Below are 12,650 nucleotides of genomic sequence, written 5' to 3' on the forward strand. Positions count from 1 at the left end.
GCGGAGCCGCCCGGGACTTGGTTATCACCTATCCCTCGTATTGATCCGGTCCCATCGCCCAAGACGCCTGATCGTGACCGAACGCGTAATTGCGGTTGTTGATCGCCGGATTGCGATTGACCATCGGCCGCATGAACATCGGGTGGGTGGCGCTGCGCACCTCGTGCTCGACCGTGAACAGCGGCTTGCCGCTGTCGAGATCGACGATGTCGCAGAAGCGGTACTGGTACTGATTGTCCTCGCGCGAGATCAAATCGCGCGCCAGCAGCTTGCGGTAAGGGCCGGAAAAATCGGTGATGTACATCTGCACATGGTGGCCGTCATAGTCGCCTTGCGGCCGATCGGTCTCGCGAAACAACAGATGCTGGTCGCGGCCGGTCTTCACGGCGGCAACCGTACCGTCGCCGTTCCGTAACTCGGATGGCATGCCCATGATCTCGGGGTAGAAGGCGCAGATGCGAGCGGCCGATCCCACCGGCACGTCGAACTCGACATAGGGAACGCCGAGCGCGACACGGCCGAAGCGCGCGGCGTCGGGCTCGTAGCAGCGCAGGCGGTTGCCCCACGGACAAATCGCCTCGACATGGTCGTTATGCTCGGCGAAGGCGAACGCGGTGCCCTCGAGCTTTTTGGCGACCGACGCCAATCGCGCCAGCAGCGCCTCGCGGCCCGCGATGACGAGTCCGACATGACCGCGCAGCACCTGCGGCCGGCCGCTCGGCAAATGAAACTGGCTCCGTCCGGCGTTGATCCACATGTTGGTGTCGGACACCATCAGATACGGATCCCGGGTGAGCCCGAGACCTGCGACATAGAACAGCGTGGCGAGGCGCTGGTCCGGGACCTGGATGTTGACGTGCTCGAAATGGATCGCGTTGCCGAGATCTTCTTTGGATCGATCGAATTGTTGCGGCATGGACGGGGCTCTGATGGGGGAGGGACAGGTCCATACTAGAGCACAATTTCCGCCAGTCGAAATGATTCGCCGATCACATCTCGAGGGTGGGGCATGGCGTCCATTGCCACCTTGCCGCAAATGCCAATCCCTGTAAGCTGACAAAAAGCACAAAGGAAAGAGATCGATGGGAGGGGTTCTGGCGGGCGTCCGCGTTCTTGATTTCGGGCGCTATATCGCGGGGCCCTATTGCGCGACCTTGCTGGCCGAATTCGGCGCCGAGGTCATTCGCGTGGAGAAGCGCGACGGCAGCGAGGATCGTTTCGTGGCGCCGGTCGGCGAAACTGGCGAAGGCGCGCTGTTTCTTCAAGTCAACCGCAACAAGAAGTGCCTCACGCTCGATCCGATGAAGCCGGAAGGACAGGAGGTGATGCGCCGCCTGATTGCGACCGCGGACGTGGTCGTCGCCAATTTGCCGCCGCAGACCTTGGGCGCGATGAAGCTCGACTACGATTCGCTCAAGGCGATCAAGCCGGACATCATCCTGACGACGGCCACCGCGTTTGGCGGGCCGGGGCCATGGTCCGACCGTGTCGGCTTCGATGGTGTCGGCCAGGTCATGTCGGGCTCGGTGTACATGACGGGCGCCGGCGATCCACCCTACCGGGCCGCGGTCAACTGGGTCGATTTCGGGACCGCGCTACATTGCGCGTTCGGCACGCTCGCCGCACTGATCGAGCGCGGCAAATCCGGGCGCGGGCAGATCGTCGAGGGCGCGTTGCTCGCAACCGCCTTGTCCTTCACCAACGCGACGCTGATCGAGCAGGCCGTCATCAACGTCAATCGCGTGCCGACAGGCAATCTCGGCCAGACCGCGGCGCCTGCCGACATCTACCGCACCAGGGACGGCTGGGTGCTGTGCCAGGTCACGGGGCATCCGCTGTTCAAGCGCTGGGCGAAACTGATGGGCGAGGAGGAGGTCTGGCTGAACGATCCGCGCTTTGCCGACGACATCAGCCGCGGCAACAATGGCCCTGTCATCAGCGAGCGCATGGCGCGCTGGTGCGCCGAGCGCACCACGCAGGAAGCCGTCGACACCCTGGGCAAGGCCATGATTCCGACCGGCCCCGTGCTGAGCCCGCAGCAGGCGCTGGATCATCCGCACGTCCGCGCCGCCGGATTCATGCAGGACGTCGACTATCCAGGTCTGCCGAAGCCCGCACCGGTGGCACGCGCCGCCGTCCGCCTGTCGGAAACGCCCGGCGAAATCGCGATGCGCCCGCCCACGCTCGGCGAGCATACCGATCTTATCCTGACCGAGCTCGGCTACGACAAGGCCGCGATCGCGGCGCTCCGGCAAGGCGGCATCGTCTAGCGGTGAACAACGGCACCTGCACGGCGGCTTGCCGTCGTGATCGCCGCGCTTTGCCGCACGTTGAGCAATTGCTTCAACGCCTGTGCATCGGCCGGCGCCGCGCTCTTCTGGTCGTTGTCGAAATAGACGTAGACGTCGCAGCCCTGCCGCTTCCAGGATTTGATGCGCCGCGCCCATTGCGCCAGCGTGGGTTTCGTATAGTGCCCGTGATAGCGCCCGCTGGGCCCGTGCCCGCGCACATAGACGAAATCCGCCGTGCGCTTCCATGGCGCGGGCGCGTCGTGATGATCGGACAGGCACAGCGAGATGTTCTCGTCGGCCAGCATCCGCAAGATGCGCGGCTGATACCAGCTCGGATGACGGAATTCGAAACTGTAACGCCGCTTCCGCGACAACAGCTTGAAGAAGCCGGCGAGGCGGTCCGCGTCGGCCTCGAATTGCGGCGGGAGCTGGAACAGGATCGGGCCGGCCTTGCCGCCGAGCCGTGAGATGCGATCCTCCAGCAGTTCGAGGCTGTTCACCGAGCGATCCGACAGGCGCTTCCAGTGCGTGATGAATTTCGAGGCCTTCCAGGCAAAGACGAAATCGCGGCCGGTCTGCTCCCGCCAACCCTCGACGGCCTCCGGCGTCGGGGTGCGGTAGAACACCCCGTTCAGCTCGGTGGTGTCGAACTGTCCGGCGTAGTAGCTCAGCTGCTGCTTCAGCGTCACGCCCTTGGGAAAGAACGGGCCTCGCCAGGAGGCGTAATGCCAGCCGGAAGTTCCGATCAGAACGCGCGCCATGTTCGACGTGTCCATCCATTGCGATTTGCCGGATGGGAACGTCCGTGCGGCCGATACGTTGCTCGTGAGCTTGATCAACGCAGGACCGGAACCGATGTACGCGCTGTTCGAAGGCAACAAGCAGATCGGCGATCCCTTTCCGACGGAGAAGGAGGTGTGGGAAGCCGCCTTGATCGAGGGGCTGGTAACCGACGTACCGGTCGCGGACGAGGAGGGCGGCCGCCTTCTGCCCGCCGGCTATCACGTCGCGCAGGTCGAGGAGACGTTCGAGCCGAAGCCCGGCTGGAAGTTGCCGCGCGAGATCTCGTGAGCGGGCCTAGTTCGAGGCCAGCGCCGCCTTGGCGAGTTCCGCCATCCAGCTCGATGCCACCGGTAGGATCGCGTCGTTGAAATCATAGCGCGGGCCGTGCAGCTCGGCGCCATCCCGCAATTCGCCATTGCCGATCCAGACGAAGGCGCCCGGACGCCGCGAGAGATAGTGGGCAAAATCCTCGCCGGCCATGCTGGGCGCGAGGTCGCGCCGCAACTCGGCCCGTACCGTGTCCGCCGCGAGGCGCGCGAGATCCGCTTCTGCCGGCGTGTTGATGACCACGCCGACGCCAATGACGATCTCGGGCGTGACCTTGACGCCGAAGCTCGTGGCAATCCCGGCGCAGATCTGTTCGATCCGCGCCAAAACGGTGTCCTTCACCGCATCGCGATGGTAGCGCAGCGTGCCGCCGATCGAGACGCGTCCGGCGATTTGGTTGCGTGCCGTGCCGCCTTCGAGCGTGCAGAGCGAGAGCACGGCGGTGTCGAGCGGATCGACGCTGCGCGAGACGATCGATTGCAGCGCCACGATCAAATGGCCGGCCGCCATCACCGGATCGCGCGTCAGATGCGGCATGCCGGCGTGACCGGCATGGCCATCGATGGTGATGGTGATGCGCCCGCCGGAGGCCATGACGACGCCGTCATGGACCGCGATGGTGCCGGCGGCGAGCCCCGGCCAGTTGTGAAAGCCGAACACCCGTTGCATCGGAAAGCGGTCGAACAGCCCGGCCGCGACCATCGCGCGCGAGCCGCCATAACCTTCCTCGGCCGGCTGGAAGATGAAATCGACCGTCCCGCTCCAGCTGGTGTCGGCGGCGAGCAGCGCGGCCGCGCCGAGCAGCGAAGCGGTATGCCCGTCATGGCCGCAGGCATGCATCACACCGGGGTTTTGCGAAGCGTAAGCTAGCCCCGTATCTTCGGTGATCGGCAGCGCATCCATGTCGGCCCGCAGGCCGACGCGGCCCTGGGCGTGGCCGCGCGTCAGGGTCGCGACGATGCCGTGACCGCCGATGTTGGCCTCGAAGGAAATGCCGAGCTCGGTGAGCTTGTCCTGCACGAAGGCCGCGGTGACTTTCTCCTGGAGGGACAGTTCGGGATGCGCATGCAAATGCCGGCGCCACGCGGTCAGTTTCTGGTGCAGCTCGGGGGTCAAGGCGGGAATCTCTCGGCTTGTGTGTCGGCGTCGACACCATAGCCGAATAACCGCAGCTTGCATCAAGCCTCAGCGAATGCCTCGCGTGCAGCAACGCGCTCCCGTCTACGCCGACAGCTTCGCCAGCCCGTCCCAATCGAAGCTGATGCCGTGGCCGATACGGTCCGGCGCGAGCGCAAGCCCGTCCTGCAGCACCAGTGGATGCTCGATAAATTTGTCGAGCCCAAAACCGTGCGCCTCCAGATACGACCGGTTCGGGCAGGCCGCGAGCAGGTGCACGGTGACGTCATGCGCGCCATGGCTGGTGACGGGCAGGTTGAACGCCTCCGACAGCCGCGCGATCTTCATGAAGGCGGAGACGCCGCCGCAATTGGTGACGTCAGGCTCGGGATAGGACACCGCGCCCGCGACGATGTAGTTCTTGAACTCCCAAAGCGAACGCAAATTCTCGCCCGCCGCGATCGGCACGCCGCCGGCCTGCATGATGCGAGTGTGGCCCGCGACGTCGTCGGGAATGATCGGCTCCTCGAGCCAGGTGAGGTCATACGGTTGGAACGCGCGGGCGGCGCGGATCGCTTCCTCGACCGTCCATTTCATGTTGGCATCCACCATCAACGGAAAGCCGTCACCGAGATGCTGTCGCATCGCCGCGACCCGCGCCACATCCGATTTGAGATCGGGGCGGCCGGCCTTCATCTTGATGGCGCGAAAGCCCTTGCTGAGATTGCCGTCAGTCTGCGCGAGCAGTGCCTCGACGGAGAGATCGAGATCGATGCCGCCCGCATAACACGGCACGCGCGCGTCGAACCCGCCGAGCAATCGATACAGCGGCAATTGCGCGCGCCGCGCCTTCAAATCCCACAGCGCGATGTCGAGTGCCGAGAGCGCCAGCACCGCCGGCCCGCCGCGCCCGCCATAATGCAGTGCCCACCAGACCTGGTGCCAGATCGCCTCGGTATCATCGGCCTCGCGGCCTTCGACGAGCGGCGGGATCTCGCGCTTGAGGATGTCGGCGACGGCGCCGCCATTGCGTCCGACCGTGTAAGTGTAGCCGACGCCCTCGGCGCCATCGGCATCCCGGATGCGGCAGGTGATCAGCTCGAACGCCGCCATGTCGCCATGCATCGAGTCCGACAGCGTGACGGGAAGGGGGATCCGGTAGAATCCGGTCTCGATGGTCGAAATGCGCGGCATGCGGCCTCCCTGCGTTTTCTTTGCAGGCTAGGCCGACGCGCACCGCCCGGCAAGCGCGCGCCATGCAAGGCAGCTCACCGCATCGTCGCGAGCTGCACGGCCAGCGCGCAGGCGCGGTCGTATTCGTCGAGATTGATCCACTCGTCGATCGTGTGCACCTCGTTCTGGCCGGCGCCGAAGGTCACGGTCGGAACGCCGTGGCGGACCATCCAGTTGGCATCGAGGCCGCCATTGGCGGTGCGCACGTTCGGGGTGCCGCCGACGGCGGACACGGCCTCCACCGCGCGTCTGACGACGGGAAGGTTGTCCTTCATGCGGAACGGGAAATAGTCGGTCTCGGCCTTGAACTTGACCTTGCCGGACTTGCCTTGCGCGTTGGTGACTTTCTTGGCCGCCTTCTCGAACGCGGCCTTGTAGGCTTTCGTGATCTCCTTGAAGAACTTTCCGTCGTGGCTGCGGCTTTCGCCGCGCACATGCACGTAGTCGGTGACGACGTTGGTGGCGTCGCCCGCGGGCCTTCCCTCGCCGCCGGTGACGGGGCCGACATTGCTGGTGCCTTGCTGCTTGCGCTTGACCACCTTGCCGAACCAGCCGCCGGCCTTCACGTCGGCGAGCGCAAGCGCGAGGATCATGGTCGAGGAGATGCCGCGCTCCGGCGCGACGCCGGCATGCGAGGCGCGGCCGAAGATTTCCACGGTCCAGCGGTCGGCACCCACGGCGCCGATGACGACGTTGGAGGCCGAGCCGCCGTCATAGTTGAAGGCCATCACCGGCGAGCCGAACTCGTCCAGCTTGACGTGGCGCGCGCCATAGAGCCCGCTCTCCTCGCGCACGCAGAACAGCAGCGTGATCGGCGGATGATCGAGTTGCTGCTTTTCGAGCTCGGCCGCCAGCGTCACCAGCACGCCGCAGCCGCAGCGATTGTCGCCGCCGAGCGCGGTCTTCGCATCATTGACGATCTTGCGACCCGACTTTTTCGGCTTGGCGCCGGCGCATAGCGGCACGGTATCCATGTGGGTCATGAACATGATGCGCGGCTGGTTGTGCAGCGCGCCGCGGCCGGGCAGGTCGACGATGAGGTTGCCGGTCTCGGTCGGCACCGGAATGCGGGTATTGGCGTCGTCGAGCCGGATCGCTTTCGCCGGCACGCCGCTCTCCTTCAGCGCAGCCGTGAGCTCACGCCCGATCGCGGCCTCCTGTCCGGTGACGCCCTCGACGGCGAGAAAGCGCAAGAGGCGGTCGGTGGCGGCTTTGGTGTCGACAGGCATGAGATGTCCCCTTGATGCAGGGCTCTACTCTATCGTCGGTCTTGGCGAGGTATAGACCAAAAAGATCAGCGCGCCGATGCCAAGCATGGCTGCCATGAAAAGCAGCACCGCCGGCAACCCTGCAAACGCCGCCACCGCACCGGTGATCGATTGCATCAGCGCCGCGCCGAGGAAGAAGGCGAGGTTGATCGCCGCGAGCGCCTTGCCCGCAACTTGGGCGTCGACCAGCTGCCGCGACATGCCGAACAGCAGCGGCTGTGCGGAAGTGGCAAGCCCGATGAGCACGAACAGCACGAGGTCGTATTGCGGCGGCATCACCGCAACACCAGACAACACGGAAATGGCATAGCGCGGGGCCCCTAACGCCATCAGCGCCAGCAGCAATGCCCCGACGAGGTGCGTTCCCGCCACCAGCGCGCGGCGGCGTCCCAGCCTGCGGTCGATCATGCCGATGACAAGCGGACCTGCGATCATGGCCAGCGTGAACGCGCCGAGCTGGTTGCCGGCCTCGACCCGCGACAATCCCTTGACCTGCATCAGCCACGGTCCGCCCCACAGGCCGCGCAGCACCAGCGAGGTCGCAAGCGACACCAGGGCCAGCGCGATCAGGCCGCGCAAGGGCCGCGACAGTCCGAGCCTGAGCACCTCGATCATCTGCGACAGCGGCGAGGACTCGTCCTTGTGCTCGGCCGGCTGGCTCGGCACCAGCAGGAACACCGCGAGCGCCACGGCGACGCCGCCGAGCGCCGAGATCCAGAACCCGGCGCGCCAGCCGTAAGTGTCGACCACGAAGGCGAGCGGACTCGACGACAACAGCATGCCGATATTGCCGATCGAGAGGATCGCGCCCGACCACAGCCCAAAGCGCGCGGCCGACAATTGCTTGGCCGCCAACGTCATCGGGCACATCAGCATGCCGGAGGTGGCAATGCCCAGCAGCACCTGCCCGATGGCGAAGCTTTCGGGTCCCGTTGCGAACCCCGACGCGATGGCGCCGACCACGGTTCCCGCGAGCAGGCTCAGCGACACCGGCCGCACGCCAAAGCGGTCCATCGCCGCACCGACCGGGATCTGCGCGGCCGCAAACGCGAACGGGTAGACCGAGGTGAGGCTCGCCAGCGCCTGCGGTTCGATGCCGAAATCCGCCGCCATCAGGTCGAGGCTGACCGCCGGAATGGTGCGCAGCAAGGTCGAGAGCATGTGCCCGCAGGCCAGCGCAAGCAGCGCAAAGATCAGCGCGCGGGTGGCTCCCGCGTCGTGGGTGGCGGCGGTGGTCATGGGCGTTGCGTCCCGGCAAGGTTTCGGGTGGGGTTACATGATTGACGGGTGCATGCCAACATCGGGACCGCCATGGCCGCAATGTCGTGGATGCACAAGGCAACGGACGCGCAAGATCCTAAACGTGCAAGGCTAGTGACATCATGTATCTCGGCATCGACCTCGGCACCTCCGCCGTCAAAATCGTTCTGGTCGACGACGCGCAGCGCGTGGTGGCGAGCCGCAGCCGGTCACTGACGGTCTCCTCGCCGCGTCCCGGCCATTGCGAGCAGGACCCGGCACAGTGGATCGAGGCGACGTTCGCGACGCTGGACGCGCTGAAGGCGGATCACGCGCGCGAGCTGGCCGAGGTCGAGGGCATCGGCCTGTCCGGCCAGATGCACGGCGCGACGCTGCTCGACGCCAGCCACAGGCCGTTGCGGCCCTGCATTCTCTGGAATGACGGACGGTCCTTTGCGGAATGCGCCGAGCTGGAGCGGCGCTGGCCCGCCTTGCGGACCACGACAGGCAACAAGGCGATGCCGGGATTCACCGCGCCAAAATTGCTGTGGGTCGCCAGGCACGAACCGGAGATCTTCGCGGCGACAAAACTCGTGCTGCAACCAAAGGCCTATCTGCGCCTGGTGCTGACCGGCGAGGCGATCGAGGATGTCTCGGACGCCTCGGGTTCGCTGTGGCTCGATGTTAGCAGCCGCGATTGGTCGGATGAAGGACTCGCCGCGACCGCGCTATCGCGCCGGCAGATGCCCCGTCTGGTCGAGGGCTGCGCGCCGGCTGCACGGCTGCGGAGCGAGTTGGCGCAGCGCTGGCCGATGATCGCGGGCGGGGCCGGCGACAATCCGGCGGGAGCCATCGGCATCGGCGCCATCAATCCCGGGGCAGCCTTCATTTCGCTCGGAACCTCCGGCGCATTGCTGGTGCCGACCGAGACGATCGCGGCCAATCCGGAGCGGGTCGTGCACACGTTCTGTCACGCCGTCCCCGACAGGTGGATTCAAGCCGGCGCGATCCTCTCGGCGGCATCGTGCCTGGCCTGGATCGCGCGGCTGTTGGGGATCCCTGAGACTGAGCTGCTGGCGCCGCTCGGGTTGCGCCCGCGGGCGCCGTCGCCGGTCAGCTTCCTGCCGTACCTCTCCGGCGAACGCACCCCGCACGATGACCCCGACGTGCGCGGCATGCTCGATGGGATCAGTCACGCCACCGATCGTGACGCGATCGTGCAAGCCGTGCTCGAAGGCGTCGCCTTCGCGCTTGCGGATTGCCGGGACGTGCTGGCCGAGACCGGATTGGTGATCGCGGAGGCGGATGTCATCGGCGGCGGCTCACGGTCGCGGTTCTGGCTTTCGGTGCTGGCCAATGTCCTGAACGTGCCGGTGCATCGCTTTGCCGACGGCGAGACGGGCGCGGCGTTCGGTGCGGCGCGGCTTGGCCGCCTCGCCGTCACCGGTGAGGCGATCGACGCCGTCTGCACCGCGCCACAGCGCGTCGAGACCTTCGAGCCCGACGGCGCGCTTGCGCAGGCCTATGCCGAGCGGCTGCCGCAATGGCGCCGCCTGTACCGGCCGCGGCGCTGATCGCGATACGCGATGATGTGGCGAAGAAAAGGCATCACGCGCGGGATCGGTTCCGTCTGCAAAAGATAAAAGCAGCGCCGGACCGTTGGTCGGTATGCCGGAGGTATTGCCCTGCGCCACAACCTTTTGTTTAATGCTTGCGCGCGCGCCAGGGACCAACGAGACGCGGGTGAGATTGCGATGCCGCCGTCGGCGCATCGGGGAGGTGTGATGAGCGAGCCCATCCTCGAGATGCGCCGGGTCTCTAAATCGTTCTTCAGCATCAAGGCGCTGCGCGACGTCGACCTCACCGTCTACGCGGGCGAAATCCACGCTTTGATGGGCGAGAACGGCGCCGGCAAATCCACCCTGATGAAGATCCTGTCGGGCGCCTACCGGCCGGACCCGGGCAGCGAAATCCGCATCGACGGCCAGCCCGTGCAGATCAGCGGTCCGCTCGGCGGCCGCGCAGCCGGCATCGCGATCATCTATCAGGAACTCTCGCTCGCCCCCAACCTGAGCGTTGCGGAGAATATCTATCTCGGTCGCGAGGTCTCCCGCGGCGGCTTGCTGGCGCGCGAGGCGATGCAGGCCGGCGTCGGTCCGATCCTGGCGCGGCTCGGCGCGGATTTCACGCCGCAGACGCAGGTCGCCAATCTTTCGATGGGCCAGCGCCAACTGGTCGAGATCGCGCGCGCGCTGCACGCCCGCTCCAGGATCCTGATCATGGACGAGCCGACCACCGCGTTGTCGGCCGGTGAGAGCGAAAGGCTGTTCGCGCTGATCCGCCAGCTGCGCGCCGAAGGTCTCGCCATCATCTACATCTCGCATCGCATGGACGAGGTCTATGCGCTCGGCGACCGCGTCACGGTGCTGCGCGACGGCACGCTGGTCGGCTCGCTCGACAAGGCAGACATCCGTGCCGACACCATCGTCCGGATGATGGTGGGACGCGACGTCTCGTCCTTCTACAAGAAGGAGCATGATCCCAGGAACGATCCCAACGCGCGGTCGGGAGCTCCCGTGCTTGCGGCCGTCGACATCGCCGACGGCAGGCGCGTCAAGGGATGTTCGCTGGCGGTGCATGCGGGCGAGGTGGTCGGCCTCGCGGGCCTGGTCGGCGCCGGCCGCACCGAGCTTGCGCACCTCATCATCGGCGCCGCGCCCATGATCTCCGGCCATGTCGAGATCGACGGGCGCGAGGTCTCCATCCGCACGCCCGGCGAGGCGCTGGACGCCGGCATCGCCTATCTCACCGAGGACAGGAAGGCGCTCGGCCTGTTCCTCGACATGTCCTGTCTCGACAACATCAATCTCGCGGTGCTCGGCCGCGACGCGAAATTCGGCGGCATCCTCGATCGCGACAAGGCCCGCGACCGCGCCAAGCGCGCGTTCGCGGGGCTCGGCATCCGCGCTGCGAATGTCGGTGTTCCCGCTGGCGGGCTCTCGGGCGGCAACCAGCAGAAAGTGCTGCTGTCGCGGCTGCTCGCGATCGGCCCGAAAATCCTGATCCTCGACGAGCCGACGCGCGGCGTCGACGTCGGCGCCAAGTCCGAGATCTATTCGATCATCGACAATCTCGCGAAGTCGGGCACCGCGGTTCTCGTCATCTCGTCCGACCTGCCCGAGATCATCGGCATCTGCGACCGCGTCATCGTGATGCGTGCAGGACATATCGCCGGGCAGATCCGGCGCGACGCGAAATCGCCGCTCAATCAGGAGGAGATCATGGCCCTCGCCACCGGAACGGAGCAGCTCGATGCCTGAGAACGGCGCTTCCGCCAACACCGCCCCCGCCAAAGCCGTCCCCGTCGCGCCCGGTCTTGCCGCCGCGCAGGAGACGAAGCGGCAGCGGACGCGGATGATCATTCGCGCGGTCGGCATGCTGCCGGTGCTGCTGCTCTTGTGCATCGGCTTTCACGTGCTGTCGGACGGCCGCTTCTTCACCGGCCAGAACATCGGCATCGTGGTGCAGCAGTCCGCGGTCAATACCGTGCTGGCCGCAGGCATGACCTTCGTCATCCTCACCGGCGGCATCGACCTGTCGGTCGGCTCCATCTTGGCGGCGGCGGCGATGGCCGGGCTGATCATCTCCAAATTTCCAGATCTCGGGGCGCTGTGGTTGCCGGCCGCGGTGCTCACCGGCACCGTCTTCGGCATTCTCAACGGCGGCTTGATCGCGCTGTTGCGCCTGCCGCCCTTCATCGTCACGCTGGGATCGTTGACCGCCGTGCGCGGCGCGGCGCGCCTGCTCGGCGCCGACACCACGGTGTTCAATCCGTCGATCCCCTATGCCTTCATCGGCAACGGTGCTCTGACCCTCATTCCCGGCGTATTGTCGATTCCCTGGCTCTGGGTGATCGCGTTGCTGGTCATCCTGGTGTCGTGGCTGGTGCTCAAGCGCACCGTGCTCGGGGTGCACATCTACGCGGTCGGCGGCAATGAGAGCGCGGCGCGGCTCGCCGGCATCAAGGTCTGGGCCGTGTTGATTTTCGTCTATGGCGTGTCCGGCCTGCTCGCGGGCCTCGGCGGCGCGATGCAGGCAGCGCGCCTCTACGCCGCCAATGGCCTGCAGCTCGGCCAGTCCTACGAACTCGACGCCATCACCGCCGTGATCCTGGGCGGCACCTCCTTTGTCGGCGGCATCGGCTCGATCTGGGGAACGCTGGTCGGCGCGCTGATCATTGCCGTGCTGTCGAACGGCCTGATCCTGATCGGCGTGTCCGACGTCTGGCAATATGTGATCAAGGGTCTGGTCATCATCGGCGCGGTGGCGCTGGACCGCTATCGGCTGCAGGGCTCGGCTCGGACTTGAGAGCATGATCCGAAAAAGTGCGAAG

At 66.3% G+C, this 12,650-nt stretch carries 11 protein-coding genes; 5 read left to right on the plus strand and 6 right to left on the minus strand.

All coding sequences use genetic code 11. From position 1 onward, the window contains the following. Positions 1-28: 28 nt before the first annotated feature. Positions 29-916, minus strand: coding sequence for a VOC family protein (locus tag IVB19_RS10245; RefSeq protein ID WP_018458262.1), 888 nt, complete (start codon positions 914-916; stop codon positions 29-31). Between the two features lie 166 nt (positions 917-1,082). On the opposite strand from IVB19_RS10245, the gene IVB19_RS10250 reads away from it, so the two are divergent. Further along, positions 1,083-2,270, plus strand: a complete 1,188-nt coding sequence (locus IVB19_RS10250; RefSeq protein ID WP_018458263.1) for a CaiB/BaiF CoA transferase family protein — start codon at positions 1,083-1,085, stop codon at positions 2,268-2,270. Here the strand turns inward: IVB19_RS10250 and IVB19_RS10255 are convergent. Beyond that, positions 2,267-3,052 carry a DUF72 domain-containing protein gene (locus tag IVB19_RS10255; RefSeq protein ID WP_018458264.1) on the minus strand — a complete coding sequence of 262 codons (786 nt, stop codon included), beginning with the start codon at positions 3,050-3,052 and terminating at the stop codon, positions 2,267-2,269. The genes IVB19_RS10250 and IVB19_RS10255 overlap by 4 nt on opposite strands. Between IVB19_RS10255 and IVB19_RS10260 the strand changes: the two genes are divergently transcribed. Further along, entirely contained in the window at positions 3,051-3,362 is a 312-nt protein-coding gene (locus IVB19_RS10260) for a hypothetical protein (RefSeq protein ID WP_018458265.1), read from the plus strand. The genes IVB19_RS10255 and IVB19_RS10260 overlap by 2 nt on opposite strands. 6 nt (positions 3,363-3,368) lie before the next feature. On the opposite strand, the gene IVB19_RS10265 is transcribed toward IVB19_RS10260, so the two are convergent. The 4 genes from IVB19_RS10265 to IVB19_RS10280 all read right to left on the minus strand — a co-directional run bounded on the left by IVB19_RS10265 (position 3,369) and on the right by IVB19_RS10280 (position 8,257). After that, positions 3,369-4,517 (minus strand): amidohydrolase, encoded by a 1,149-nt coding sequence (locus IVB19_RS10265; RefSeq protein ID WP_018458266.1) that lies wholly within the window; start codon positions 4,515-4,517, stop codon positions 3,369-3,371. 105 nt (positions 4,518-4,622) lie between these two features. Continuing rightward, positions 4,623-5,711 (minus strand): mandelate racemase/muconate lactonizing enzyme family protein, encoded by a 1,089-nt coding sequence (locus IVB19_RS10270; RefSeq protein WP_018458267.1) that lies wholly within the window; start codon positions 5,709-5,711, stop codon positions 4,623-4,625. A 74-nt stretch (positions 5,712-5,785) separates the two neighbouring features. Beyond that, positions 5,786-6,979: a M20/M25/M40 family metallo-hydrolase gene (locus tag IVB19_RS10275; protein WP_018458268.1), complete on the minus strand. Its 1,194-nt coding sequence runs from the start codon at positions 6,977-6,979 to the stop codon at positions 5,786-5,788. Between the two features lie 24 nt (positions 6,980-7,003). After that, positions 7,004-8,257, minus strand: a complete 1,254-nt coding sequence (locus IVB19_RS10280) for an MFS transporter (protein ID WP_018458269.1) — start codon at positions 8,255-8,257, stop codon at positions 7,004-7,006. 143 nt (positions 8,258-8,400) lie between these two features. Between IVB19_RS10280 and xylB the strand changes: the two genes are divergently transcribed. The 3 genes from xylB (at position 8,401) to IVB19_RS10295 (ending at position 12,625) form a co-directional block, all read left to right on the plus strand. Then, complete coding sequence (xylB, locus tag IVB19_RS10285; protein WP_247363508.1) at positions 8,401-9,831, plus strand: xylulokinase; 1,431 nt, start codon at positions 8,401-8,403, stop codon at positions 9,829-9,831. A 210-nt stretch (positions 9,832-10,041) separates the two neighbouring features. Beyond that, entirely contained in the window at positions 10,042-11,577 is a 1,536-nt protein-coding gene (locus IVB19_RS10290) for a sugar ABC transporter ATP-binding protein (protein WP_247821376.1), read from the plus strand. Beyond that, positions 11,570-12,625 carry an ABC transporter permease subunit gene (locus tag IVB19_RS10295; RefSeq protein WP_018458272.1) on the plus strand — a complete coding sequence of 352 codons (1,056 nt, stop codon included), beginning with the start codon at positions 11,570-11,572 and terminating at the stop codon, positions 12,623-12,625. Before IVB19_RS10290 ends, IVB19_RS10295 begins: the two co-directional genes overlap by 8 nt. Positions 12,626-12,650: the final 25 nt, after the last annotated feature.

It is taken from the genome of Bradyrhizobium sp. 187 (assembly GCF_023101005.1).
In the GTDB taxonomy this organism is placed as follows: domain Bacteria; phylum Pseudomonadota; class Alphaproteobacteria; order Rhizobiales; family Xanthobacteraceae; genus Bradyrhizobium; species Bradyrhizobium canariense_D.

Excerpts from the sequence above, each read along its gene's own strand:
- IVB19_RS10245 (WP_018458262.1), bottom strand. The coding sequence starts at position 916 with ATGCCGCAACAATTCGATCGATCCAAAGAAGATCTCGGCAACGCGATC.
- IVB19_RS10250 (WP_018458263.1), top strand. The coding sequence starts at position 1,083 with ATGGGAGGGGTTCTGGCGGGCGTCCGCGTTCTTGATTTCGGGCGCTAT.
- IVB19_RS10260 (WP_018458265.1), top strand. The coding sequence starts at position 3,051 with ATGTTCGACGTGTCCATCCATTGCGATTTGCCGGATGGGAACGTCCGT.
- IVB19_RS10255 (WP_018458264.1), bottom strand. The coding sequence starts at position 3,052 with ATGGCGCGCGTTCTGATCGGAACTTCCGGCTGGCATTACGCCTCCTGG.
- IVB19_RS10270 (WP_018458267.1), bottom strand. The coding sequence starts at position 5,711 with ATGCCGCGCATTTCGACCATCGAGACCGGATTCTACCGGATCCCCCTT.
- IVB19_RS10275 (WP_018458268.1), bottom strand. The coding sequence starts at position 6,979 with ATGCCTGTCGACACCAAAGCCGCCACCGACCGCCTCTTGCGCTTTCTC.
- IVB19_RS10280 (WP_018458269.1), bottom strand. The coding sequence starts at position 8,257 with ATGACCACCGCCGCCACCCACGACGCGGGAGCCACCCGCGCGCTGATC.
- xylB (WP_247363508.1), top strand. The coding sequence starts at position 8,401 with ATGTATCTCGGCATCGACCTCGGCACCTCCGCCGTCAAAATCGTTCTG.
- IVB19_RS10290 (WP_247821376.1), top strand. The coding sequence starts at position 10,042 with ATGAGCGAGCCCATCCTCGAGATGCGCCGGGTCTCTAAATCGTTCTTC.
- IVB19_RS10295 (WP_018458272.1), top strand. The coding sequence starts at position 11,570 with ATGCCTGAGAACGGCGCTTCCGCCAACACCGCCCCCGCCAAAGCCGTC.